Origin of the sequence: Blastopirellula marina DSM 3645, from assembly GCF_000153105.1 — a bacterium.
Classification (GTDB): Bacteria; Planctomycetota; Planctomycetia; order Pirellulales; family Pirellulaceae; genus Blastopirellula; species Blastopirellula marina.
Genome location: NZ_CH672377.1, coordinates 1,482,848 through 1,507,983, shown reverse-complemented (window position 1 = coordinate 1,507,983; position 25,136 = coordinate 1,482,848). Strand labels below are relative to the sequence as shown.

Genomic DNA, 25,136 nt, shown 5'->3' with positions numbered 1-25,136 from the left:
AACAGTCATGATCCAACAAGAAACCAGACTTTCTGTCGCTGACAATACCGGCGCCAAGCAAGTGATGTGCATCAAGGTTCTGGGCGGAACGCGCAAGCGAACCGCCGGCCTGGGCGACGTCATCATTTGCTCGGTGAAGGAAGTGATTGCCGGCGCCGACGTAAAGAAAAAAGCGGTCGTGCGAGCCGTCATCGTCCGCGTCAAAAAACCGACGCGTCGAGCTGACGGCAGCTACATCCGTTTTGATAGCAACGCAGTGGTCATCGTCGACAAAGACGGCAACCCGCGTGGCACTCGCATCTTCGGAGCGGTTGCTCGCGAACTGCGAGAGAAGAAATTCATGCGAATTGTCAGCTTGGCCAACGAGGTGCTGTAATGCTTATTAAAGTGAATGATCGAGTTGAGATCATCGCCGGCGAATACCGCTCTCGCCCCGCCAAGGGAGCTGACAAGGTTGTTCAAGGCAAAGTGCTCAAAGTGATTCCGTCGACTGGCAAAGTAGTCGTCGAAGGGGTCAACAAAATGTACAAGCACGTGAAGCCTTCGCAGCGAAATCCGCAAGGCGGACGCTTGATTCGGGAAGCCCCGATTCAAATGTCGAACGTCATGTACGTTTGCAACGCTTGCGGTCAACGTTCGCGTTTGGGAGTCAAGCAGCTTGATTCCGGCGTCAAAGTTCGCTTCTGCAAGAAGTGTAACGCCGACCAGGGCGAAATCGCCCCGGCCCGGAAACCTGCTAGTTAGTCGTAAATTCATCCACTGATACATGTGCCTTCGCAGCCGCGAAGGGAAAGAGTAAACGATGAAACCCCGTTTACAAGAAAAGTTCGAGAACGAAGTGCTCACCGCACTTGCGGAGAAGCTCGGTCGCACCAATCGACTGTCGCTTCCTCGATTGCAGAAGATCGTCGTCAATATGGGCGTCGGTACTGCCGTCTCGGAAAAGAAGCACGTCGACGAGGCAGTCTCGGCGATGGCCGAATTTACCGGTCAGCGTCCATTGATCTGCCGCGCTCGCAAAAGCATCGCAAACTTTCGCCTACGCGAAGGAATGCCGATCGGTTGCAAGGTTACCTTGCGACGCCAACGAATGTACGAATTTCTGGATCGCCTGATTTCACTGGCGCTTCCGCAGGTTCGCGACTTTCGCGGCATCAGCCCGAAATGCTTTGACGGCAACGGAAACTACACGATGGGCATCAGCGAACAGCTGGTGTTCCCGGAATTGAACCCGGACAAGTACACGCGTCCGCAAGGAATGGACATCACCTTCGTCTGTTCGACGAAGAGCGATGAAGAATCGCTGGAGCTGCTATCGCTCTTGGGACTTCCATTCTCGAAAGATGCGAAGCGTAAAGTCAAGAAGAAGTCGAAGCCCGGCGCTCGTCGCTAACGCAACGCTTCCAATCGAAAAGCTTTTTTTCATCCACACAGGTAGAGTACCGTGGCGAGCAAATCCAAAATCGCAAAAGCGAAGCGGGAGCCGAAGTTCTCCTCGCGTAGCGAACGGCGTTGCAATCTGTGCGGCCGGCCGCGCGCCGTCTATCGCAAGTTTGGGGTCTGCCGTATTTGCATCCGCAAATTGGCCGACCGCGGCTTGATTCCTGGACTCCGCAAGGCGAGCTGGTAAAGGGGACCCATAGACGATGATGACTGACCCGATCGCCGACATGCTAACACGTATCCGCAATGCGGTTCGCGTTGAACACCCGCACGTCGAAATGCCTTCTTCGAAGGTCAAACAAGGCGTAGCCGACGTGCTGAAGCGCGAGGGCTACATCTGGGACTGGGAAGAGGTTGAGGCTGAACCGGCCAATCAAATCCGGTTAGAGTTAAAATACGGTCCGAACGGTGAGCGCGTGATCCAAACGATCCGTCGCATCAGTAAGCCGGGACGTCGTATTTACACCAAAAGCCGCGACCTACGACCGGTCCTCGACGGCCTGGGCATCAGTGTGATCAGCACGAGCCATGGCGTAATTAGCGATCGCGAAGCCCGACAAAAGAACGTCGGCGGCGAAATTTTATGTGAGATTTGGTAAGCGTCGCGCTACCGCTTCAGGGCCCAATTGCAAAGCGGGCTCACTGACGAAACAGGATTATCCTTCCGATGTCACGACTCGGCAAAAAACCAGTTGCGATTCCCGAAAAAGTAACCATCTCGGTTACTAACGGTGTAATCAACGTAGAAGGCCCTTTGGGGAAGCTCTCGTATGAGCATCGCCCAGAGGTGTCTGTTACGGTCAATTCCGACAGCAACGAAGTTGTTGTCGCCGCTGCGAGCGATTCGCGGGAGTCGAAGGCCTTTCATGGTCTGACTCGCGCCTTGGTCTCGAACATGCTAGAAGGCGTTTCCAAAGGTTACGAGAAGCGTCTCGAAATCGTGGGCGTCGGCTACTTGGCGGCGATCGCTGGCGACATCCTGCAAATGCGGGTTGGCTATGCGAACGAGATCCATAAAAAGATCCCGGCTGATTTGACCGTGACGTGCCCGGATCAGACGCATGTGCTGATCAAAGGGATCGACAAACAGCGCGTTGGGCAGTTCGCCGCCGAATGCCGCTCGGCGCGCAAGCCAGAGCCGTACAAAGGCAAGGGCGTGCGATACCAAGGCGAATTGATCAAGTTGAAGCCTGGCAAGGCTGCATCCAAATAATTAACGCGTTTATGATCGCATGGCGAATCACAGGGTTCATCCCAGCGAGGAGAGAAACGTAACGTGAATCACGAAAAATTCATCAATAAGCAGCGACTTCGTCGTCGTCGTCATAACCGAAAAAAAGTCCGCGGTACGGCTGAACGCCCCCGTCTGATGGTTTTTCGCAGTAACATGCACATCTATTGTCAGCTGATTGACGATGAGCGTGGCGTGACGCTGGCCTCGGCTTCGACTCGCGATACCGAATTGCGTAGCGACGCGTCGGGCAGCAACTGCGCCGCCGCCGCAACCGTGGGCAAAGCGATCGCCGGACGAGCCGCCGCCGCTGGCGTGACTCAGGTTTGCTTTGATCGCGGACATTTTCGATACATCGGCCGCTTGGCCGCGCTGGCCGACGCCGCGCGTGAAGCTGGCCTGCAGTTCTAATACATACTAGATATTGATCGAGTCCCGGGGAAAACCCAGGGGCGAAAAGGAGCCAAACGTGGCGAAAGACAATCGACGCGGCGGAGATAAGGGCGGCCGACAAAGCGCCTTTGTGGAAAAGGTCGTAAAGATCAAGCGCTGTGCCGCCGTGGTGAAGGGTGGTCGCCGCTTTAGCTTCGCCGCCATGGTTGTGTGTGGCGACGGTAAAGGCAAAGTCGGTTGCGGTTACGGCAAGGCCAATGAAGTTCCGCCGAGCGTGGAAAAGGCTGTTAAACAAGCCGAACGTTCGCTCGCGGCGGTGAACATTGTCAACGGCTCGATCCCTCACAAGGTGATTGGCCGCTACGGCGCCGGCAAGGTGGTCATGGTTCCGGCTCGTCCGGGTACCGGTATCATCGCGGGCGCATCGGTTCGCGCCGTTTGTGAAGCGGTCGGAATCCACGACGTATTGACCAAAAGCTTCGGCTCGACCAACCCGGTCATTCTGGTGAAAGCCACGATCGAAGGTCTGAAGCAGTTGCGCACTCGAGACGACATTCAACGCCTGCGAGGAGTCGCCCTCTAATGGAATTCAACGAAGTACACAGCGGTATCCAAAAGAACCGCAAACGCAAGCGTATTGGTCGTGGACCAGGTTCCGGTCACGGTAAGACCTCGGGACGTGGTCACAAGGGCGCCAAGAGCCGTGCCGGTTACTCGCGCAATCCGATCTTCCAGGGCGGTACGATGCCGTTGGTTCGTCGGGTGCCGAAACGGGGCTTCTTTAACAAGTTCGCCATCACGGTCGCCGCGATCAACATCACGGACCTCGAACGCGAATTCAGCGCCGGCGAAGAAGTTACGCTAGAGTCGCTTCGCGCTAAAGGCTTGGCCAAGCGTCGTTATGACGAATTGAAGATCTTGGGCACTGGTGAACTGACGAAGAAGCTGACGGTGTCGGCTCATCGCTTCAGCGCCTCGGCCAAAGAAAAGATCGAAGCCGCTGGCGGCTCGTGCGTTATCATCCCTGGCAAAACGCCGGTGGAAGATAAGAAGAAAGCGGCTCGCGAAGCGAAAGCGAAGAAGTAACCTATCGCCGATGCGAGTCGGTGACTTATACTGCTGTCTTTCATTGCAATAGCATCGCACGGAACTACGGCGGAAAACGCATTTTCCCGATCATGGTTCCGTCGAAATGGATACGGAACAATGTGGGAAAAGATCCGCGTCATATTCACCGTTCCGGAACTTCGCAAGCGAATTCTGCTCACCCTCTTCTTGCTCGCGATTTATCGCGTCGGGTGGCAGATCACGTTGCCGATGGTCGACGCTGAAGCGATCGCACGGCAGAGCGCTGAGCAAAACGACACCTTTTCGCAGTTTCTGCAACAGGTGTCGGTTTTCAGCGCTAGCAGCCTGCAACAGATGACGATCTTTGGTCTGGGAATCATGCCGTACATTTCGGCGTCGATTATCTTCCAGCTGCTCGGAACGGTCTATAAACCGATCGAGGACCTGCAGAAGGAAGGAGAGACCGGGCGAAAGAAGATCAACGAATACACGCGCTACGCAACGGTCGTGCTCTGTTTGATACAAAGCTTCGTCTATGTCCGGATGATGCTGCTGCCAGGCGCCGATGGTGACACCATTGTGAATTCCGCCTTCTGGACGAGTCCAGACAATCCAACACTCACCTTAGGCTGGCAATTTGTCGCGGTCATGATCATGACCTGCGGCACGATCTTCCTGATGTGGTTGGGTGAGCAGATTGACGAATACGGGATCGGCAACGGGATTAGCTTGTTGATCATGGCCGGTATCGTGGCCCAAATGCCGATGGCCGGGCTCGACCTGTTGCAAAACTCGACTTTTGAGCTGAACAACTTCTCGCCCGAGAAATACGGTTTAGAGACGATCATTACGCTGGTCGTGCTGTTTGTCGCCGTCGTCGCCGGGGTGGTCTTTATCACCCAGGCCCAGCGCAAAATTCCGACCCAAAGCGCGAAACACGTTCGCGGTCGCAAGGTTTACGGCGGCACGAAGCAGTTCCTCCCGCTCCGGATCAATCAGGCGGGCGTGATGCCGATCATTTTCGCGAGCAGCTTGTTGATGTTCCCGCAGATCATTTTCCAGGGACTTGCCAGCTGGACGGGGAATTCGATGTTTGACGAACTAGCCCGTAGTTTTGGCCAGGGGTCGTCGTTCCTCTACAATCTCTGCTACATCGTGATGATTTACTTCTTCTGCTACTTTTGGACTGCGATTACTTTCAATCCGAAAGACGTTTCCGATAATCTGCGTAACTTCGGTTCGTTTATCCCGGGCTATCGTCCAGGACGTCGAACTGCGGAATACCTGGAAAAGGTGATGGTTCGCATCACTTATGTCGGCGCCAGCTTCCTGGTTGTGATTGCGATTATTCCCACGCTTATCTCCTCGGGGATGGGCGTCAGTCCAATGGTTGCGAGTTTCTACGGCGGCACCGGGCTCCTTATTGCGGTGAGCGTCGCGTTTGATCTTGTGCAAAAGATTGACAGCCACCTCGTCATGAGGAACTATAAGGGCTTGTTGGAAGCGTAACGTTGGGCCAAATCGGCTTTGGCCGGGCCCAACAAATCGCCTTCCTATTACGCCGCGCCTTGCCCGGCCCGCCATCGAGTCGATCACGTCAATGATGCAATAATGCGGTTAATCTTTATTGGACCTCCTGGCGTTGGCAAAGGCACCCAGTCTCAGAACCTGGTCGAATACTTGAATATCCCCCACGTCGCTACGGGGGATATGCTGCGAGACGCCAAGAAGCGTGGGACCGAACTGGGGAAGCTCGCCTCTTTACACATGGATCACGGCCAATTGGTGCCTGATCCGATTGTGGTGCAAATCGTGGGTGAGCGACTCGACCGATCCGACTGCCAGCGCGGCTGCTTACTCGACGGCTTTCCTCGCACCATCGGCCAGGCCAAAGCGCTCGATGATTATCTGCATCAGCAAAACAAAGATCTCGACCTCGTGCTGACGTTGGATGTCAATCAGGAAGAACTGTTTCGTCGACTGCTGGATCGCTCCGTGAAAGAAGGTCGCGTTGACGATACGCCTGAGACGATTCGCAAGCGAATGCGGATCTATCAAGAGCGAACATCTCCGCTGCTCGACTATTACCAGGAAAAAGGGATCTTGCGAAACGTCGACGGCATGGGAACCCCAGCCGAAGTCTTCACACGAATCAAGGCCATCGTCGACGGCGTTGGTAAAGACCTGCGCGGCGACTAACACGACTCGGACATGCCTTCTATAACGTTGAAATCTTCCCGCGAGATCGCTTTGATGCGAAGTGCGGGACTTGTGGTCTGGGAAGCTCATCAGGCCGCTGCTCAATTGGTTCGCCCGGGCGCGACGACCGCCGAAATCGACGCGGCGATTGAGAACGTCTTTATTCAGCACGACGCGATCCCGCTCTTCAAAGGCGTGCCCGGCGTGACTCCTTTTCCCGCCGCGACTTGCGTCTCGATCAATGAAGAAGTGGTCCATGGGATGCCGGGCTCACGGCAGTTGGTTGAAGGGGACATCGTCAGTCTCGATACCGGCTGCAAAGTGAACGGTTGGTGTGGCGACGCAGCAGTGACGCATGCGGTAGGGACCGTTTCGCCGATCGCCGCCAAACTGCTGGAGATCACGCAAGGCTCGTTGCAGATCGCCATCGATCAGATGTCGCGGAAAAGTCGCTGGAGCGAAGTTGCTCGCGAGATGCAAGAGTATGTTGAAGCGGCCGATTTTTCGGTGGTGACCGAATTCGTCGGTCATGGCATCGGCCGCGAAATGCACGAGTCCCCGCAGGTGCCCAACTACTTCTCCAAGCGGTTCCTGAAAGAAGGGGACTTCCCGCTTCGAACCGGTCTGGTGTTGGCGGTCGAACCGATGGTCAACGTCGGCAAACGAGAAGCGAAGGTGACCAAAGATCACTGGACGGTCGTCACCTGCGACGGCTCTCTGAGCGCCCACTTTGAGCACACATTGGCGCTAACTTCTGATGGCGTCGAGATTCTAACCGGCCCACCCAGCTAACGCGGGTTCTGGTAGGGTCCGCAATGCGGTCCAACAACCAGGCGACTACGCCGCCGGTTTGCGGCCGACGAAGTAGTAGTACGGCGTGCGGACCAGCGGCAGATAAGGGACCTTGGCTCGACGTTCTTCGAGCGTGACCGTCTCAAACTGCCGCTGCAGGTAAGGCAAATGGTCGGCGGACGGATGGACGTTGTCCGACGAGAACCAGACCGGCCAAAAGTTGCGATTGAACCAGCCGTGTTGCGTGCGGCCTTCGTGCGGATACTTTCGCGAAACATAGAAGTCAACGACGCCGATCAAGCCTCCGGGCTTAAGGATTCGCAGTGCGTTATCCATCGCGGCGAACCAGTCGGGGATCATCGTCAGCGAGTAAGAAAACGTGACGACGTCGGCCAGTCCTTCCTCGGGGGTGAACTTGGTCGCGTCGGCTTCGACCGTCTTGGCCGAGGTTTCCCAGCCGCGGGCCTGGATCCGCTCGTCGCAGACTTTGAGGAGCGACGAAGCGAGATCGACGACGTAGACGCTTTTCATCTTGGGGATGTCATCGCCGCGATATTCGAGGTTCGACCCTGTGCCTCCGCCCATATCGACCCAGACGCCCCCCTCAGGCAGATCTAGCGACGCGTACATCTCTTGGCGACCTTGCAGCAGGCGCTTGCGAAAGTCGTCGTACGCTTCGGCCTGGCCGCCGTAGAAGCTTTCCAGCCGCTCGGCGTGGTTTTCGCCGCGGACCGGTTTGACCGCTAGGTGATAAAGAACTTTCAGATCGGAGGCGATGCCCATTGGCTCTGCGTCGAAAATGGCTGTGCGACCGCTCTCAATAAAAGTAGCGATCGTGCGTACGGGAAAATCGAAGGGAACAGGTTCTAGGCGGCCAACTCGGCAATGCGGAAGGCGCCGTATGTGTGAACTCGATCCTTCGGATGAAGGCTGTCGGCGGTTTCGTCGTGGTACTGCAGCATATCGCCCACTTCCCGCTTTTGACCGTCGACAGTCACCGGGACCTCATTTACAAATTGCGTATCCATCCCACCGCTGCGCCACAGGATCCGAGCGCCATGTTCGCGGGTCGTATCCATGATCGCCTGCCATTCGGAGACGAGATACGGATGGAGCGAACCGGTCAGCCAGTCCATGTGATCCAACAGCACCAAGCGGTGAATCGCCGTGCCGTCATGCTTTCGCAGGAAGTGCTCGACCGAATCGGTGTGCGTGCTGACGCGATGGATGACATCGTCCTTCAGCCGCTGGAAATTCTCCGGCTTCAGATACTCGGGACAGCATTTCGGCGTATATTCGCCGGTGATGTAGACCCGCCAGAAATAGTTGTCTTGAATCGGCAGTTCGGCGAAAACGGCCCGCATGTTCTCTTGGACGAAGTCGACGATGCCGTTTTCGTAGTGTTGTTCTAGATATTCGCGTTGGGCGCGGGGGACGCCGACCAGCGACCAAGTCGTGTCGCGGCTCATCGCGAACTTCAGCGACTTGGTCCACAGGCGTTTGTGCACCTTTTCGTAGATTTCTTTCTGCTCTTCGATGTTGGCCGCATCCAGCAATTCCAGCACCAGCGGCCTTAGGCGAAGCACCCGATCGACGTAAATATTCATCATGCGGGCGAACGAGCCCGAAGTGCCGCGGAAGTAGAAACTCCGCTTTTTGCGGGGGCGGAAATAGCGGATCTTGCGATTCCAGTACGACTGCGACCATTCCGGCAAAGCATGGCGAAGCTTTTGTTCGTAAACCTGCTGGAAGTTCGGCAAGCGGCCGGTGCCGAACATTTGGAAGAAGTCTTCATATTCCAGTTCGCGAATCGCCGCCTTTTTCAGGTCGAGCAGCGCGTTTTGACGCGGGTTCATGTCGACCGCGTACACGTGATTGGCGCCTGCCAACGCATAGTCGAGCGCGTTGCAACCAGCGGACGTGATCACCATCACGTTGTGGTGCGGCTCGAGCTCGAGAGCGACGCGATCAAGTCGCGGATCTTCCCAGCAGGTGTTGTAAACAAGGTTATTTTGATGGACCAGGTTGAAAACGCGTCCCCGGACCCAATTCAAGAGCGCCATGATTTTTTCCGTGCGAGATGCCGCCCAATCCGCCGATTGCAGCTACCGCTGGTGCGGCAGAAGTTCCCTAAAGAGGGGAATGGCGCTTCAAAATGACGCCTTATTCTAGCGGAGAGCAGACAACGGTCACAAGCCACGAGACGCCGCAAACCGCCCAGAATTCCCGCTTGTTACGTAACATTTACCTGAAGTTTGCGGGGAACTGGGGGGAGGGCATTCTACCGATGTTCGATTTCCTCGATCATCCATGTCGCTTCGCGAGCCGCCGACAGGTTTGCATAGAACACGAAGGCAATTAGCACGCCGCCCAACAGGCAACAAAAAACAGCGATCAGCTTGTCAGGAATACCGCTGACGCTTCTGTTGTGAGTGATGGGCAGTCCTGCTTTCGAGAATCCCCGGAGTCCCAGAAAGAGGCAGAGAACGCCGAGCAAGATGACAAACATGCGCCGGCCCAATTGGTGATTGCAGTTTTGCAGAATATCCGTAATTCCTCTGTTCAGACAAATGCTTCACAAATTGCAATTCGCCCAGATTACCGGTTGGTAACGAAATCATTTCATCGGTTGGATCGATAACTAGCGGTTGAAGGAATTTGCCACTACAAAAATCCCGAAAGCGCCTTCAAGAATCAGGAACGCTCCGAGCAAGCAGCAGAAAACCCCAATGACAATCGCAGTCACGCCGGTGATGTTTTTTTTGCGAGTCAAAGGCAGCCCACTCGGGGTGAATCCTTTTAAGCCGAGCCCGATCGAGACAATTCCGAGGATGATTCCAAGCATCGACAAGCTCCTTTTCGATTGGAAGAAATCTGCACGACCTAGAATATCGTTCCCCCTGCTGGAGAGGAGGTGCTTTTTGGGGGTGACTATTTGGAATAATGCTAGCAGCCGATTTGTTTTCGCTAACCGGTGCAGGTTTCCCAGGGAATGGACGATAGCCAGATAATGCCGCTTTCTGAATTGCTGACGTACATTGGCAATAGGCGGCGCTCGATTCGAGCAGCGTCGACCTTACGGGGTTTGGGCATGGATACGATCAAGACAACAACCAAACGTCGCTTAAGAGTTCACGGCTCCTCACCCGCGGTGGTGAAAGAGTCGCCGGTCGTTGCTGCGGTTGGGCTACGCCGCTTGTTGTTTATCGCGGGCGCCTTCTTCTTTTTGGCGATCGGCGTTTTGGGGGCCATTTTGCCGGTCCTCCCCTGCACGCCGTTTCTGCTGTTGGCCAGCTACTTTGCGGCTCGTAGTTCGCCGCGACTGAACGCGGCGATCCTCCGCAATCGCCTGATCGGCCCAATCCTCCGCGACTGGAACGAGCATCGCGGCGTCCGGCGCAATGTGAAGATCAAAGCGATGCTGCTGGTCGGTATCTGCGTGACGTTGACGATGATGCTGATGCAACCGTCGCCGGTGGTGATGGCGGCGATCGCGAGTCTTTCGACAATTGGAATTGTGGTGGTCGCGAAACTGCCGGAAGTCAAAGCGAAATAGGAAGCTTGCGTTTTTTTTGCCCAGCAGGTTGGACCGGACCGGACCGCATTGTTTTTTTGTCCGGCAGGTTGGACTGGACCGGACCGCATTGTTTTTTTGTCCGGCAGGTTGGACTGGACCGGATCGCATTGTTTTTTTGTCCGGCAGGTTGGACTGGACCGGATCGCATTGTTTTTTGTCCGGCAGGTTGGACTGGACCGGACCGCATGGTTTTTTGTCCGGCAGGTTGGACTGGACCGGACCGCATTGTTTTTTGTCCGGCAGGTTGGACTGGACCGGATCGCATTGTTTTTTGTCCGGCAGGTTGGACTGGACCGGACCGCATTGTTTTTTGTCCGGCAGGTTGGACTGGACCGGACCGCATAGTTTTTTGTCCGGCAGGTTGGACTGGACCGGACCGCATTGTTTTTTGTCCGGCAGGTTGGACTGGACCGGACCGCATAGTTTTTTGTCCGGCAGGTTGGACTGGACCGGATCGCATTGTTTTTTGTCCGGCAGGGTTTTTTTGTCCGGCAGGTTGGACTGGACCGGATCGCATTGTTTTTTGTCCGGCAGGTTGGACTGGACCGGACCGCATTGTTTTTTGTCCGGCAGGTTGGACTGGACCAGCATACGTAGGCGAGTTCAGTGGTCTCGCAACTGCGCGTATCCCCGCCAGGCTCGGCAGACAGGATCTGTCGCCAAAGAGGGAACTTCACGGTGTCAAACAGTCGAATCGCCAAAGTGCAGAGAATCTCCCCCCCCCGCGTCCGCCTGTTCGGCCGACGGATGAACGTGATTCGATTTTTGAGACTTAATCTGCAATCGACCCCAACTCCGTTCTCTTTGTCAACAGACAATTCTTGGCGGATTGCAAGCGTGGATCATCGCCCTGTTCCCGACTTGGTGCGCCGAGAAATGCGCAAAAAAAAGAGACGCCCTCAAGGCGTCTCTTGCTGAATTGCATTGACCGTTTTGGTGACTAAATCACTTTTCGCTCTTTCAGCAGCGCCACAATCTTGTCGACCGATTCGCTGACTTCCAACTCGTGGGTCGGCAGCACCAGATCAGGATTGGTCGGCGGTTCAAACTCATAGCTGACGCCGGGGAAGTTGGCGATCTCGCCGGAGTCCGCTTTCTCGTACAAGCCGCTATCATCGCGATCGCGACAGACTTCGATCGGCGCCGAGAGATGAACGACGATAAAGCGGTCTTTGCCAACCACTTCGGCCGCTTTTTGCCGTACATCTTCGTTCGGTGCGGTGAAAGCACAGATGCAGATCATGCCGGCGCCGTTCATCAGCGCGGCGATCTCGCTGCCGCGGCGGAGATTCTCGGACCGTTCGTCGGCGGTGAAGCCAAGATCCTTGCTGACGCCGCTGCGTAGATTTTGTCCATCGAGAACCACGCAGGCGCGGCCTTCGTCAAACAGACGGCGTTCTAGGGCGTAGGCGATGGTTGTTTTGCCGGCGCCGGTCAAGCCGGTCAGCAGCAGCGTGGTCGGTTGTTGGCCAAACCGGGCTTCGCGCTGCTCGGCGGTGACGCTGGTCACTCCTTCGCTCGCGGGACCCGAGGTCGGCTCGTCATCCCAGTGGGCGACCTTCTTCTCTTTACGGTCGATGATCATGCCGGCGGCGACCGTACGATTGGTCATCCGGTCGATCACGATAAACGCGCCGGTCGTGCGATTTTTGGGATAGGGATCAAACGCGATCGGGCGATTCAGGCGAACCTCGCAGCGGCCGATTTCATTGAGCGCCAGCGTTGGCGCATCTTTGCGATGGAGCGTATTCACATCGATTTGGTAGCGCAGCGTCGAGATCGTACCCGGCGTGAGGGTCGTCGTATGCTTCACCAAATAGGATTTGCCGGGAACCATCGGGTCTTCGTCCATCCAGACGACCATCGCATCGAAACGATCGTCGACCAGCGGTTGATTGCCGGGACGAACCAGCATATCGCCACGGCTGACGTCAATTTCGTCTTCCAGCGTAATTGTCACGGCCAACGGCGGACAGGCTTCTTCCTGATCGCCGTCCATCGTGACGATCGCTTTGACGCGGCTCGTTTTCTTCGACGGCAGCGCCATGATTTCTTCGCCGGGACGAATCGTCCCCGAAGCGATCGTTCCGCAAAATCCGCGGAAATTGAGGTGCGGACGATTGACCAGTTGCACCGGAAAGCGGAAGTCTTGCAGGTTACGGTCCGACGCGATGTAGACGTTTTCGAGCAAGTGCATCAGCGTGCTGCCGTCGTACCACGGCATGTTCGGGCTCGCCGTGACCAGGTTGTCTCCCTTAAGGGCCGAGAGCGGAATAAAGTGCACGTCGTCGGCCGCCATTTTCGCGGCGAATTCGACGTAGTCCGCTTTGATTTGCTCGAACCGCTCTTGGCTGAAATCAACCAGATCCATCTTGTTGATCGCGACGACGATATGCTTGATCCCCAACAGCGAGGTGATGAAGCTGTGCCGCTTGGTTTGCGTCATCACTCCATGCCGCGCGTCGATCAAAATGATCGCCAGGTCGGCGGTCGACGCTCCGGTCGCCATGTTGCGGGTATATTGCTCGTGCCCCGGCGTGTCGGCGATGATGAATTTGCGCTTCGCCGTCGAGAAATAGCGATACGCGACGTCGATCGTGATCCCTTGTTCACGTTCGTCTTTGAGCCCGTCCATCAGCAGGGCCGGGTCGAGCTCTCCGCCGACGGTGCCGTGCGTGGCCGAATCGCGTTCGATCGCGGCGAGCTGATCTTCGAAGGTCGCTTTGGCTTCGATCAGCAACTTGCCGATGAGCGTACTTTTTCCGTCATCGACGCTGCCGCAGGTGATAAAGCGGAGCAGCTCTTTTCGCTCGTGTTGAGCGAGATAAGCGTTGATGTCGGTGGCGATCAGGTCGGATTGGTGCGACATGGATGTTGCGTTGGGCTAGTCGACAAAACCGGAGCCGCCAATGGCGTTCCGGCGTGTGGCGGTAAGAATCGCAGCAGAGCGTTTTGGCGCCGAGCCGCGTTAGAAGTAACCTTCGATCTTCTTCTTTTCCATCGAAGCGCCCTGATCTTTGTCGATCGCGCGCCCCTGACGTTCGGAGGTCGTGGTTAACAACATTTCTTGAATGATGTCGGGAAGCGTGGTCGCACTCGATTCGACGGCGCCGGTCAGCGGATAACAGCCGAGCGTCCGGAAGCGGACCATCTTCTCTTCGACCTTTTCGCCGGGAGCCAGCACAAAGCGATCATCGTCGACCAAGATCCACATGTCATTCCGCCAGACAACCGGCCGCAGGGCCGAGTAATAGAGGGGAACGATCGGGATTTGTTCGAGATGGATGTATTGCCAAACGTCGAGTTCGGTCCAGTTCGACAGCGGGAAAACACGAATGCTTTCCCCTTTATTGACCCGGGTATTGAACAGATTCCAGAGCTCTGGCCGCTGGTTTTTCGGGTCCCAGCGATGGTTTTTGTCGCGGAACGAGAAGATCCGCTCTTTGGCGCGTGACTTCTCTTCGTCGCGGCGAGCGCCGCCGAAGGCCGCGTCAAACTTGTGCTTGTTGAGCGCCTGCTTTAGACCATCGGTCTTCATCAGGTCGGTGTGACGAACGCTGTCTTCAAACGGATCGATCCCGGCGGCGCGGCCTTCCTCGTTGATGTGCACGATCAGGTCGAGCCCGAGTTCTTTGCGGGCGTAATCTTCGCGAAATTGGATCATTTCGCGGAATTTCCAGGTCGTGTCGACATGCATCAGCGGAAACGGCGGCTTCGCCGGATAGAACGCCTTCAAGGCGAGCTGCACCATGACCGACGAATCTTTGCCGACCGAATAGAGCATGACCGGGTTTTCGAACTCAGCGGCGACCTCACGCAAGACGTGAATACTTTCCGCTTCCAACTGTCGTAAGTGAGTTATGTTGTAGCCCGACATACCCTCGATTGCTCGTAAGACGCTAGAATCGTCACAAAGAGAACGATCGTAAATAGTTACGAATTCCGGATTATAGCGCCAGTCGGCTATACGAACAATGCCGCTCGGCGGCCGGGATCGCCCGGATGTGGCCTAAACCCGGGGAATTAACGCAGTTGCGTCGCTTTCGGCGCCCGTAACTTCGCCATCTCTTCCAGCTGGTCGGCTAGCTGCTTGCACTTTTGGGCGGCTTCTCGCAGTTGCTGGGCCTCATGGGCCGTTTTGTCGTTGCGGCTCGGCGTGGAAAGGGCTTTCAGGTCAGATTCTGCGATGGAGAGGAAGCGGATCGCACGTTCGAGCGAGGGCTTCGTCGTCTGCAGATAGAAATTGCCGGCAGGCGAATTGGCGTCGATCACATCGGTTTCGAGCGCCGATTTGTCGGAGATGGGCGCCGACGAGGGAAGATCGGCGCCAAACATTTGCGACGCGACTTGAAACTCGGGCCCCAAAGCGGTGCGAATCTTCGATATCTCCGCCAACTCTGCTTCGGTTGGCTGCGGAGTGGAAACCGGCTCTTCGGCCGTCGATGCGGTCAGCAGCAAAGCGAGAAAAAGCAGGGTGCTAGCAATTGATGCGATGCGCATGACGGATCCTTCCGTAGCTGGGGAAATTCCATTTCCCCAAATTTTACGCGCAGCAGCCCAATGACAAAAGATCGAATGCGGTCGAGAGCGGTCTTGCCAAAGGGGACTATTGGTTTCGTTCAGCTTGATGAAAACACTACCGGACGACTGGGGTCGCAGGAGTCACAGCGGGGCCCACTTTGTTCGCCAAAATAAAATCAGGCAATTGGCGATTGGGTTGATAGAAGACCGACTTGCAGTGATGTTGCGGCTGGAACTTCGGTCCCAGATCGATCAACGATTCTGACGAGCCGACAAACAGATATCCATTGTCGGTCACTTGGTTCGCCAGGTTCAGATAGGTCCGGCGGCGGTCTTCGGCATTGAAATAGATGATCGCGTTGCGGCAAAAGACGATGTCAAACCGTCCCAGGTGAACGAAGCTTTGCAGCAGGTTGACCTTCTCAAACGAGACCATCGCACGAACTTCGTCTTTGATGCGATGTCCGCCGTCTTGCGGCGTGAAGTATTTGTTGAGGTAACGCGATTCGAGCCCGCGTGACGTTTCTAGCGGCGGATAAAGCCCACGGCTGGCGCGGTCGATCGCATCGTCGGAGATATCGGTCGCGAGAATCGAGATATTCCAGTTGCGAAAATCGGGCAGCGTTTCCATCAGCGTCATCGCAATGCTGTACGGCTCTTGTCCGGTGCTGCAGGCCGCGGACCAGATGCGGATTCGCTTGTCGTACGCCGATTTCGATTTCTCGTCGACAAGCTCCGGAATCGCTTTGAACATCAGCGCTTCGAAGGGAGACTTGTCACGAAAGAACAGGGTTTCGCGCGTCGTGATCGCATTGACCACGTCGCGTTTCAAATTGTCGCTTGAGTTGCGAGCGCGAACTGCGAAGTCGACGTAGTTGGCGCAACCTTCTCGTTTGACGAGTTCGGCGAGACGACTCTCGATCAAATAGTCTTTCGAGCTATCGAGTGCGATTCCGCAGAGGTCGTAGACCAGACCGCAAATCGCGTCAATATCTTGAGGCGTCATGTTTCTAAACTCGGCTCCGTTTGACGCAATTGACGATTTCCCGTCCGACGTCGTGTAGTGGACAAATCAAATCGGCCAAATCGGCCTCGACGATGCTCCGCGGCATCCCGTAGACAACAGAGCTTGCTTCATTTTGGGCGAGGATGTTCGCCCCCTGACGCTTGAGCAATTTGCAGCCGACCGTGCCGTCGTCTCCCATTCCGGTCATGATCACGCCGAGGGCGGAACCTCCGTAGACGTGGGAGATGGAGCGGAACAGGTAATCGACCGAAGGGCGGCAATTTCGTTCGTGAGGATCGTTATTAACGCGAATGCGCGTTCGCACGCCGTCCCGTTCGACTTTCATCTGGTGACCGCCGGGGGCGATATAGATCGTTCCGGGGCGAACCTCATCGCCATCGGCGGCTTCGACCACTTCGGCCTGGCAGCGGCGATTGAGATCATCGGCAAGCGACTTGGTGAAAATCGGCGGCATATGTTGGACGACGAAAATGGGAACCGGAAAGTCCTTGGGGATCGATGGCAACTGAGCGGTGAGCGCCGGCGGTCCCCCGGTCGAAATCCCCAGCGCAACGGCTTCGATCGGAAATCGAAAGGAGAGATCGAGCGCCGATTTCAGCGCTGCGGGATGCGGCGGCTTCGGCTCTTCGCGCGCTTTGGGCGGGGCTTCGGTTGGATGATGCGTTGTTCCAGCGGCGACCAATTTGGGCGTCCGCACGACGCGCCGCAAGTAAGCGTCGACCCGCTGTTTCAAGGTCTCTGACAACGCGGCGGTACTCGCTTCGACGTTAGCGCCGTTTGGTTTTAGCACGAAGTCGAAAGCGCCCAACTGCAGCGCCGCCATGGTCGCTTCGGCGCCGGCGCCGGTCAGCGCGCTCAGCATGATCACGCCGGGCGGGTGCGGAAAGCGTTTTAGTTCTTTGAGAACGCCAAGTCCGTCGATCGTCGGCATTTCGACATCCAACGTGATCAGGTCGGGACGCAGGTATTCAATTTTGTCGAGGGCGATGCGTCCATCGGCCGCGACGCCGACGACCTCGAGCTGCGGGATTTGGGCGAGAACATCTCGGACTAACTTACGGTACAGAGCCGAGTCGTCGACAACGAGGACGCGAATCCGATCTTCATCGCTCATGAATTCCTACTCCGCTCCTCCTGGTCGCCAACTGGATTCAGGCCGCAATCCGTGGCCCGAACGGATCGGCGAGGCCGACTAGGCTAGCGATGCGTACTCGTTCGTGTCGTTCAACATCTCATCAATATTGAGCAACACGACGACGTCCTCTTCACGTTGATGGACGCCGACGAAAAAGCGGCCTTCGACCCCTTTCAGGTTCGCTGGCGGCGGGGAGACGTCGTCTGCTTTGAGCGTCAGGATGTCTGATACTTTATCGACGATCAGTCCGACCGCTTCGCCTTGCGAGTTGATGATCAGGTTGCGACTCTCACGCGTCTCGTCCGCCGGTTCGAGTTTCAGGATCTGCCGCGGATTGACCACCGTGACGACTTCGCCGCGCAGGTTGACGCAGCCGCAGACGTACGGCGGAGCTTGCGGCACCGGCGTGCATTCCAATTGGCGGTTGATCTCTTGGACGCAGCCGATTGGGATCGCCAGCAGCACGTCGCCCAGGTAGAACGTGACGAACTGTTGCTCCCCGTCGATAATGCTCTTTTTTTCGTTGTTGGTCATCATTAGACTCCCGCGGTTGACAGTTCTCGAGTAGTACCCTCACGCATCGCTTGACGGCGAAGCGTCTCCACGTCGGTCTGCGTCAGTCGAGAGACCGATGACAACAGGCGTTCGCGATCCATCTTGATTTGATAATCGTTGATGCCGGCTGCTTCACCTTCGCGCCGATGTTCGTCAGAGGCGAGCGAAGTCAGAGCGATGATCGGCATGTCCTTCCACTTTTCCGAGTTGCGGACCTTGCGAGAAAACTCAAAGCCGTTCATGCGCGGCATTTCGATGTCGGTGACGATCAAGTCAAAGGCGAATTCGCCTCGTTGCAACGTGTCCCAAGCGGCTTGACCATCTTCGGCGTCGACTACTTGGAAGCCGGCGTCTTCCAGGGAGCTCTTCACTTGACGTCGGAAGAAGTCGGAGTCTTCGGCCAGCAGGACCAGCGGATCGTGCGAGCGAGTTTCGGCCGCGACCTTATGATGCTCGAACCATTCAGGGCGATGCTTCTCGACAATCTTGAAGACGTCGAGCAACCGAATCGCCTGGTCTTCGAGCACGAACGAGCCGCAGACGCCCGTTTCGCGGAAGGTCGTCGCATCGATGTGCATCGAGACGTTTTGAATGTCCTTCAGTTGCGGCGCGATCAAGCCGACCTCGTAACCATTGATATCGAAGATCACGACGAACACGCTTTTCAGATCGGTAGGCGCCGGTTGGGCGTTGATATTGTCTTCCAATCGCATGACCGGCAGCGATGCGCCGCGATATTGCAACACTTCTAGGCCGCCGACCGTATCGATCTGATCGGCTCGAATCCGTTCGACGCGAAGAACGACGCCCATCGGGATGGCGAAGTGTTCTTGCGGATGATTCGTGAACATCAACAACGTTTGCGATTCTTCGCCGGCGTGCAGGTCTTCCTGGATCCGTTTCGCTTCGAGATCACTTTGATCGGTCAGATCGAGTTTCGCCTCGGCGCCGATGCCGGAAACGTCCAGGATCAACGCGATGTGCCCATCGCCCAGGATCGTAGCGCCGGAAAGACATTTGCAACTACGCAAGTGACGACCCAGCGGTTTGACGACGATTTCTTCCGAATCGTGCAGACCATCGACCGCTAAGCCGTAGCGGGCGCGTCCTGTCTCAACGACGATGATGCTGCTCGAAGTGGTCACCGCTTCTTCGTTCGCTAAGTTCAAAATCTGCTTCATGCGGACGATCGGCAGCAACGAACCGCGAAGTCGGAGCATTTCGACCCCTTTGACGCGAGTCAAGCGATGCTCGTCGTCGGATCGAATGCGAACCAGTTCCGAAATATTGGCTTGCGGAATCGCGAATCGATTGCCGCAAGACTCCACAATCAGCGACGGGATGATCGCCAGCGTCAGCGGCAACGTGATCAAGATGTTGGTTCCGCGGCCGATCGTCGATTCGACGTCTACCGTGCCGCCGAGTTTCTCGATGTTGCTGCGAACGACATCCATGCCGACGCCGCGTCCGCTGACATCGGTCAACTTTTCTGCGGTCGAAAAGCCGGCGTGGAAGATCAAGCGAACCGCATCGCGATCGCTCATCTGATCGGCCTGGTCTTGCGTGATTACGCCTTTACTGACCGCTTTTTCTTTCAGGATCGCTGGGTTGATGCCTTGGCCGTCATCTTCGATCTCGATGCGGACCTTGCCTGCTTGATGGTAGGCGCGAAGGTTGATTTGCCCGCTCGGGCTTTTGTCGGCTGCGACTCGTTTTTGCGGGGTTTCCAGCCCATGATCCATCGAGTTACGGATCAAGTGGGTCATCGGATCGCCGATCGCTTCGATAATCGACTTGTCGACTTCAACTTCTTTGCCGTCGATCTGCAGATTGCATTCTTTGCCAAGTTTGGCGCCCAGATCGCGAACGACTCGGATAAAGCGATTGAAGACCGAACCAATCGGCTGCATCCGCGTTTGCATCACGGCGTCTTGCAGTTCGCTGGTGACCTGATCGAGACCCGATGCGACGGCTTCGAGGCCAGAGTCGTTCCGGCAGGAGATCGCTTGAATCACCTGGTTGCGGCAAAGAACGAGTTCGCCGGTCAGATTCATCAGCCGATCAAGCACGCTAACCGGAACACGAATGTTCGCTTCCACATTGGCCGAAACTTCCGGGCGATGTTCTTCGCTCGCCGCTTTCGCGATCGGGGCCGGTTCGGCGACAACCGGGGGCGTCTCGGCGACCGGCGTGGGCGGTGCGATTTCGATGGGCGCAGCTTCGTCGACAGCCGCTGTCGTGGCTACGGTTTCTGTGACCGTTGCTGCGGCGGTCGGCGCACCGCCGACTGCGATCTGGTCAAGCTGTTCGACGAAATCGGCGATCGGCATGTTGTTCGAGTTGTCGATGTCGTTGATCATCGATCGCAGCTGATCCGATGCGCGAAGCATGACATCGGTCATCGCCGAGTTGGGAACGAGCTCTAGATTGCGGAGCTTGTTGAGCACGTTTTCCAGACTGTGCGACAAGTCATTGATGTTGCGCAGCCCCAAAAAACCGGCGGCGCCTTTGATCGAATGGATCGCACGAAAGACCGTGTTCACTAGATCGACGTCGACGCTGGCTCCGCCGGCTTCGATCGCGAGCAGCTGCGACTCGACGTTCGCGAGATGCTCGTTCGATTCGATTACGAACTCTGCGACTAGCTCATTGTCTTCGTACATCATCAAACCTGTGCTCCTGAACCGTGGGGGACTACAGAGTCGCCGTGACTTGGTGGGGATGGTCGGTCGTCTCCGGCGATGGAACCGCCCAGGAAGAAGACGCTTCCATTTCTCGTAGGTATTCCGCGAGATAGCGATTCAAGTTGACCGGCGTCATCGCGCCGACCGTAAAAATCGCATCTTGCGGGGTCGTAGAAAGATGCTTCTGCTTTTCCAACAAGTCTTCGACCTGTTCGTGCGTCAGCAATTTGAGTTCAATCGCCGTTTCTCCGAACATTGCCTGCGTATCGGCTTGTCGTTCGAGAACTTGCATCAGTCCGGCGACTCCGAGATAGCGGTTTTGCAAAGCGATCTGGCCGATTGGCTTGACCGATCGAGCGTAAGCGGTGCGTGCGATCTTCAGCTTCTCCAGCGTTATAGCGCCGCGCGAAACGAGATAGTCCTCGAACTTGCTCCACTCAAAACTGCCTGGCAACTGTCCGACGAGGGACGGCGAAACGGTGACGTTCGCTTTCAATTTGGATTTGATTTCTGAAGTCTTCTTCTGGATTCGTATCTGGCGAGCGGCGTGAGCCGCAGCCGATCGCCAATGATCGATTCGAGAGAAGGAGGCTTCGAGCGCCTCAAGAATCTGGCGCAATTCGTTCGCCGGTTTGAACAAGCAGAATTCTGCGCCGTAGCCCAGCGCCTCAAACACCAGGTTCATCTTCACCTGGCCGGTCAAAATGATGACAGCGACGCCGATATCGAATTGTTTGATTTGTTGCAGGACTTCGAGACCGCTGAGTTGCGGCATTTCGATGTCGAGAATGACAACGCGATATCCGCCGTTCACCAGCGCGCCGCGCCAGCAGGTCGGGTCATGCAATTCATCGACGGCGTAGCCATGCTGCGCTAGACGCGCCTGCATCACCCGCGTGATCGCCGGATCATCGTCGATATGTAGGATGCGTTGGTCGTTTGCGTTCATGCCATTTCACCGCGATTTTGCCCCTGGTGCGAAGTCCCGCCGTCAGCTCGGTTATCGAGGCTCGGGAAATATAGAACTTGGTTTTCAACTTGCAACGCACGAGCTGGTCAGGGAATTCGCGCAAGGGCATTCGGTCGTAGTGATTCGTCCGACCGTGGGGATCGCGCATGCGATCAGGAGAAAGCTGAAGTTCGCGGGACTTTGCGAAGATCAGGGAATTCGGCGCAGCAACAGCATTCGGATTTCGGGCCCTTGGCTGGAGGTCAGTTCCGGCGCCGAAAGGGTCAGCTCGCCGGTCCCTGCCGGCAGTTCTAGGATCCCTAACGAGAGCGGAGTGAAGTCTTTTACTGGAGATTCACTGCCGCGCGATGCGCGATCCAGTTCGGGGCCATAGGCAGGCGGATCATGCGGCGCACGGATCTCGCCGGTCGAAGTTTGTCCTACGAAGCTTAATTGCAGCGTCGTGCCTACGACGCTCTTGGGGGCGGCGTAGTAGACAATCGGCTCGTATTTGCCGGCTTGACCGATCTCAATATCCCAAGTCATTTTATCGTCCGCATTCTTCCAACCGGTAAAGTACGAACAATTGGGCGCTGGTGCGCTGCGACGAATATTTCCGTGCGGTTTGCCGTCTCTGGCTGGCAACTGCGTAAGCTGCGCAAAACCGACAGTAAACGGTCGCGTTTCGGCGTCCATCTGCGCCGCGATTTCGCTGCGGAACTGCGCAGCGGCCTTCGTTAATTCGCGAACCGCGTCTGGGTATTGCGCGGCGACATCCGTCCGTTGGCCGATATCATTGGCGATCTCGTAGAGACGGCCTGCCGCATCAAGCCGAAATCGCTGAGAGCGGACGCTGACGTTTTTCCATTTCTTAATGGGGATCGAAAACAGGAGACGTTCGGGCAATTCTTGCTGCTGATCCAACAGCAGCGGCGAGAGACTACGACCATCGAGCCGCTTCTGGGGCTGAAACTTGACGCCTGCCAGGTCGGCCAGGGTTGGTCCCAGATCGATGGCTCCGGCGACTTGCTCAATCTTGAGTCCGGCGGAGATGTGCTTGGGCCAGCGAATGAAGAGAGGAGAGCGAACGCCTCCTTCATCGGTCGAACCCTTGCGCCCCTTCATCCCGCCGTTCCAGCGCCAGCTGTTGGGACCATTGTCCGAGAAATAGACCACGATGGTGTCGTCGGTCAGTTTTAGGTCATCGAGCTTCTGCAAGACGCGGCCGACATTCCAATCGATGTTTTCGCACATCGCCAGAGCGGCGCGGGTCATCGCCAGGTCTTCTTTCTGGGGATCACGATTTTTCATCTCGAAGTCGACGTCGGCGAATTTGTCGTAAAACTTGTCGGGAACCTGCATCGGCGAGTGAGGCGTATTAAACGGCACGTAACACAAGAACGGTTCGTCTTGATGGCGCTCGATGAACTGGATGGCGCGATTGGTCAGATCATCGACGATAAACCCCTCGCCGCGGATCAGTTGGTTATTGTGCTCGAGCAACGGATCAAAGTAGTTGCCCCAATGTCCAGAGCAAAACCCGCAGAACTCATCAAATCCTCGCGCGTTCGGATGATAGGGAAACTGCGTTCCATTGTGCCATTTGCCAAATGCAGCGGTCGCGTAACCAGCATCTCGAAACGCTTCGACAAACGTTTGTTCATCCACGTTCAGACGTTCTTGACCGGTCGAAACGCCGCGAACGCCGCCGCGGGCATGAAATCGCGCCGTCAAAAACTCGGCGCGCGTCGGTGCGCATAAGCTGCAAACGTAGAACCAATCGAACGAGGCGCCTTGCTGGGCGATCGCGTCGATGTTGGGGGTCGCCAGATTCTGATTGCCCTGATAGCTCAGGTCTCCCCAGCCTTGATCGTCGGCCAGAAAGACGACGACGTTCGGACGCCGCTCCGCCTGGCTCCACGAAGTAAGGGTGAGTAAGAGAGACAGCGTCGCGAAAATGAGGCGGGCGTTCATAAGGCGTCGATCGAAATGGAGGCGGGGAATTTATGTCTAGTTTACCCAGAAAGAAACGCCATTGCACGCACCGCCGCTTCGCTACTTGATGTAGGCGTTCAGCGTTTCCCGATCTTTGAACGCATTGGTGATCGAGCGGTCCGCGCGATACTTGTGAGCCGTCATCCAAGCAAACTCCCGCTTTTCGCGATTCGCCGGATCCGGCTCCGGCAGCGCAACGCCGTCCGCTTCGACATAGGCGGTGCGAACGACTGGGACGCGGCCAATTCCCTTTGGCGCCAATTCGTAGTCCGTTCCTTGGGTTTGCATTAGCCACGTATTCTCACGAAACCCGCTCATCAGTCGTGATTTGGCCGCAGCGAGCAATTGATCTCGTCCCTCCACGCTTAACGTTTCGTCTTGCTTGATCGCAGCGAGCAACTTCTGCGTTTCCGAAACATCGAAACTAACCCAGCCATACGGAGGCAGATAAGTTTCGAGCTTGCAATGCGACGGCGAATTCTTCGGGAAGAGCGAAATCCCATAGGTGACGCGCGTCGGATAGCCAAGCGCCCTGCCCAGCGAGGCGCAGAAGCCGTGATAGTCGCTGCAGTGACCGTGGTGATGGGCCAGTGCGTGTAGCGAACTTGCCTGGAGGGAAGCGTTAACGTGGTCGTACTGAAAGTCACGAATCACGTAGTCCATCACCGTTCCCATGTTCTCCAACGGATTGCCGGGAGTCGGAAGAATTTGCGTAACGAGCTGATTGAATCGCGGATCAACGACAACCGCCTGAGTTTCACCGCTGCGATAACGCGTGAAAGCATCCGGCCAAGTGTCGATCGAGCGTATCTGTTGCGGATTGATCTTCCAGTCCAATTGCCAAACCTGGGCGTGGAAGCGATGGCGAATGATTTGGGCGCCGTGAGGATCATCGAATTCAAAGTAGGCGAACTTGTTGCCATATTTCGGTTCGACGTGGATCGTCGGAGCGACTTCTAACGGAAAGGTGGACCAGTCGCTTGTTCCAACTTTTTGACCGTTGTTTGTCGGTGGAATCGGAACCCAGACCTTCAACTTGTGCGTGTGATACGGCGGAGTCACGACGATCGAAAAATCGACATCGTACTCCACCGGTTCACGACGATCGGCTTGATACGGCTGGGCGGGATCGAGAGCGACGCGAGATGGAGTTGGCTCCGCCGCCGCGGCGGCGGAAACCAGAGAGAAGACCAGCGTGAATAGAAAGATGAAATTCCGCATAAGGAGAGACTCTAGGCGGTCGCGTGACAAAGAAACATTCAAACGATCATTGTAGTCATCGCCGCAATTCGCTTCAAACGGAGCGAACCTTCCGCATGCCTGGAAATCATCGCCGCGATCAGCCAACGCAAAAATCGAGGAAACTGCCCTTGTGCTGTATTGCGGATCGCCGGTATTTACCTGCGGCGAATGCTGGGCGCCGGAAATGGGCCCAGATATTTGCTAGCAACCTCGTCGTCAACTGCGCGGGAATTTGTACCGATTGCGCAGAAGTTGAGCTTGACGTGGTTGGAGATAATCCGTATTTAACCCCACCGCTACCAGGACCCGTACGGAAACGTTCCGT

27 protein-coding genes are annotated in these 25,136 nt (G+C 56.3%); 13 read left to right on the top strand and 14 right to left on the bottom strand.

Annotated features, from left to right (window positions below; all coding sequences use genetic code 11):
- Window positions 1-7: 7 nt before the first annotated feature.
- From rplN to map, 12 genes are all read left to right on the top strand, one after another.
- On the top strand, window positions 8-376 hold the full coding sequence (gene rplN, locus DSM3645_RS25185; protein ID WP_002655464.1) for a 50S ribosomal protein L14: 369 nt from the start codon (window positions 8-10) through the stop codon (window positions 374-376).
- Entirely contained in the window at window positions 376-744 is a 369-nt protein-coding gene (gene rplX / locus DSM3645_RS25180) for a 50S ribosomal protein L24 (RefSeq protein WP_002655463.1), read from the top strand. Before rplN ends, rplX begins: the two co-directional genes overlap by 1 nt.
- 58 nt (window positions 745-802) lie before the next feature.
- Entirely contained in the window at window positions 803-1,393 is a 591-nt protein-coding gene (gene rplE, locus DSM3645_RS25175; RefSeq protein ID WP_002655462.1) for a 50S ribosomal protein L5, read from the top strand.
- 51 nt (window positions 1,394-1,444) lie between these two features.
- Complete coding sequence (locus tag DSM3645_RS25170) at window positions 1,445-1,630, top strand: type Z 30S ribosomal protein S14 (protein WP_002655461.1); 186 nt, start codon at window positions 1,445-1,447, stop codon at window positions 1,628-1,630.
- A 16-nt stretch (window positions 1,631-1,646) separates the two neighbouring features.
- On the top strand, window positions 1,647-2,042 hold the full coding sequence (gene rpsH / locus DSM3645_RS25165; RefSeq protein WP_002655460.1) for a 30S ribosomal protein S8: 396 nt from the start codon (window positions 1,647-1,649) through the stop codon (window positions 2,040-2,042).
- Between the two features lie 68 nt (window positions 2,043-2,110).
- Window positions 2,111-2,656 carry a 50S ribosomal protein L6 gene (rplF, locus tag DSM3645_RS25160; protein WP_002655459.1) on the top strand — a complete coding sequence of 182 codons (546 nt, stop codon included), beginning with the start codon at window positions 2,111-2,113 and terminating at the stop codon, window positions 2,654-2,656.
- Window positions 2,657-2,719: 63 nt separating this feature from the next.
- Window positions 2,720-3,085: a 50S ribosomal protein L18 gene (gene rplR / locus DSM3645_RS25155; protein WP_040353008.1), complete on the top strand. Its 366-nt coding sequence runs from the start codon at window positions 2,720-2,722 to the stop codon at window positions 3,083-3,085.
- Window positions 3,086-3,143: 58 nt separating this feature from the next.
- Window positions 3,144-3,650, top strand: a complete 507-nt coding sequence (gene rpsE / locus DSM3645_RS25150; protein WP_002655456.1) for a 30S ribosomal protein S5 — start codon at window positions 3,144-3,146, stop codon at window positions 3,648-3,650.
- Complete coding sequence (rplO, locus tag DSM3645_RS25145) at window positions 3,650-4,153, top strand: 50S ribosomal protein L15 (RefSeq protein WP_002655455.1); 504 nt, start codon at window positions 3,650-3,652, stop codon at window positions 4,151-4,153. The genes rpsE and rplO overlap by 1 nt, the downstream gene beginning before the upstream one ends.
- 120 nt (window positions 4,154-4,273) lie before the next feature.
- Window positions 4,274-5,644 carry a preprotein translocase subunit SecY gene (secY, locus tag DSM3645_RS25140; protein ID WP_002655454.1) on the top strand — a complete coding sequence of 457 codons (1,371 nt, stop codon included), beginning with the start codon at window positions 4,274-4,276 and terminating at the stop codon, window positions 5,642-5,644.
- Between the two features lie 102 nt (window positions 5,645-5,746).
- Window positions 5,747-6,334, top strand: a complete 588-nt coding sequence (locus DSM3645_RS25135) for an adenylate kinase (protein ID WP_202595008.1) — start codon at window positions 5,747-5,749, stop codon at window positions 6,332-6,334.
- 12 nt (window positions 6,335-6,346) lie between these two features.
- Window positions 6,347-7,126 carry a type I methionyl aminopeptidase gene (gene map, locus DSM3645_RS25130; protein WP_040353007.1) on the top strand — a complete coding sequence of 260 codons (780 nt, stop codon included), beginning with the start codon at window positions 6,347-6,349 and terminating at the stop codon, window positions 7,124-7,126.
- A 45-nt stretch (window positions 7,127-7,171) separates the two neighbouring features.
- Here map and DSM3645_RS25125 read toward each other — a convergent pair whose 3' ends face one another.
- The 4 genes from DSM3645_RS25125 to DSM3645_RS25110 all read right to left on the bottom strand — a co-directional run bounded on the left by DSM3645_RS25125 (window position 7,172) and on the right by DSM3645_RS25110 (window position 9,971).
- Window positions 7,172-7,909, bottom strand: coding sequence for a class I SAM-dependent methyltransferase (locus DSM3645_RS25125; protein ID WP_002655451.1), 738 nt, complete (start codon window positions 7,907-7,909; stop codon window positions 7,172-7,174).
- A gap of 83 nt (window positions 7,910-7,992) precedes the next feature.
- Window positions 7,993-9,189 carry a DUF3419 family protein gene (locus DSM3645_RS25120; RefSeq protein ID WP_002655450.1) on the bottom strand — a complete coding sequence of 399 codons (1,197 nt, stop codon included), beginning with the start codon at window positions 9,187-9,189 and terminating at the stop codon, window positions 7,993-7,995.
- Between the two features lie 218 nt (window positions 9,190-9,407).
- Window positions 9,408-9,635: a hypothetical protein gene (locus DSM3645_RS25115; RefSeq protein WP_002655449.1), complete on the bottom strand. Its 228-nt coding sequence runs from the start codon at window positions 9,633-9,635 to the stop codon at window positions 9,408-9,410.
- Window positions 9,636-9,767: 132 nt separating this feature from the next.
- The gene (locus tag DSM3645_RS25110) at window positions 9,768-9,971 is read right to left on the bottom strand and encodes a hypothetical protein (RefSeq protein WP_002655448.1); all 204 of its coding nucleotides are present in this window, start codon (window positions 9,969-9,971) and stop codon (window positions 9,768-9,770) included.
- Window positions 9,972-10,217: 246 nt separating this feature from the next.
- On the opposite strand from DSM3645_RS25110, the gene DSM3645_RS29765 reads away from it, so the two are divergent.
- Window positions 10,218-10,682 carry a YbaN family protein gene (locus DSM3645_RS29765; protein WP_161603418.1) on the top strand — a complete coding sequence of 155 codons (465 nt, stop codon included), beginning with the start codon at window positions 10,218-10,220 and terminating at the stop codon, window positions 10,680-10,682.
- A 961-nt stretch (window positions 10,683-11,643) separates the two neighbouring features.
- Here the strand turns inward: DSM3645_RS29765 and cysN are convergent.
- From cysN to DSM3645_RS25055, 10 genes are all read right to left on the bottom strand, one after another.
- Window positions 11,644-13,572, bottom strand: a complete 1,929-nt coding sequence (gene cysN / locus DSM3645_RS25100; protein ID WP_002655445.1) for a sulfate adenylyltransferase subunit CysN — start codon at window positions 13,570-13,572, stop codon at window positions 11,644-11,646.
- 99 nt (window positions 13,573-13,671) lie between these two features.
- A complete protein-coding gene (gene cysD, locus DSM3645_RS25095) occupies window positions 13,672-14,580 on the bottom strand; it encodes a sulfate adenylyltransferase subunit CysD (RefSeq protein WP_002655444.1) in 909 nt (302 codons plus the stop codon).
- A gap of 146 nt (window positions 14,581-14,726) precedes the next feature.
- Window positions 14,727-15,203 carry a hypothetical protein gene (locus DSM3645_RS25090; protein WP_002655443.1) on the bottom strand — a complete coding sequence of 159 codons (477 nt, stop codon included), beginning with the start codon at window positions 15,201-15,203 and terminating at the stop codon, window positions 14,727-14,729.
- A 136-nt stretch (window positions 15,204-15,339) separates the two neighbouring features.
- Window positions 15,340-16,230 (bottom strand): CheR family methyltransferase, encoded by an 891-nt coding sequence (locus tag DSM3645_RS25085; protein ID WP_002655442.1) that lies wholly within the window; start codon window positions 16,228-16,230, stop codon window positions 15,340-15,342.
- A gap of 4 nt (window positions 16,231-16,234) precedes the next feature.
- Window positions 16,235-17,365, bottom strand: coding sequence for a protein-glutamate methylesterase/protein-glutamine glutaminase (locus tag DSM3645_RS25080; protein WP_002655441.1), 1,131 nt, complete (start codon window positions 17,363-17,365; stop codon window positions 16,235-16,237).
- A gap of 78 nt (window positions 17,366-17,443) precedes the next feature.
- On the bottom strand, window positions 17,444-17,920 hold the full coding sequence (locus DSM3645_RS25075; protein ID WP_237564933.1) for a chemotaxis protein CheW: 477 nt from the start codon (window positions 17,918-17,920) through the stop codon (window positions 17,444-17,446).
- A 2-nt stretch (window positions 17,921-17,922) separates the two neighbouring features.
- Window positions 17,923-20,607 (bottom strand): hybrid sensor histidine kinase/response regulator, encoded by a 2,685-nt coding sequence (locus tag DSM3645_RS25070; RefSeq protein WP_050769505.1) that lies wholly within the window; start codon window positions 20,605-20,607, stop codon window positions 17,923-17,925.
- A 28-nt stretch (window positions 20,608-20,635) separates the two neighbouring features.
- The gene (locus tag DSM3645_RS28995; RefSeq protein WP_002655438.1) at window positions 20,636-21,574 is read right to left on the bottom strand and encodes a response regulator; all 939 of its coding nucleotides are present in this window, start codon (window positions 21,572-21,574) and stop codon (window positions 20,636-20,638) included.
- A 210-nt stretch (window positions 21,575-21,784) separates the two neighbouring features.
- Window positions 21,785-23,548 (bottom strand): arylsulfatase, encoded by a 1,764-nt coding sequence (locus tag DSM3645_RS25060; RefSeq protein ID WP_002655437.1) that lies wholly within the window; start codon window positions 23,546-23,548, stop codon window positions 21,785-21,787.
- 81 nt (window positions 23,549-23,629) lie between these two features.
- On the bottom strand, window positions 23,630-24,790 hold the full coding sequence (locus tag DSM3645_RS25055) for a transglutaminase-like domain-containing protein (protein ID WP_116344611.1): 1,161 nt from the start codon (window positions 24,788-24,790) through the stop codon (window positions 23,630-23,632).
- Window positions 24,791-25,136 lie beyond the last annotated feature (346 nt).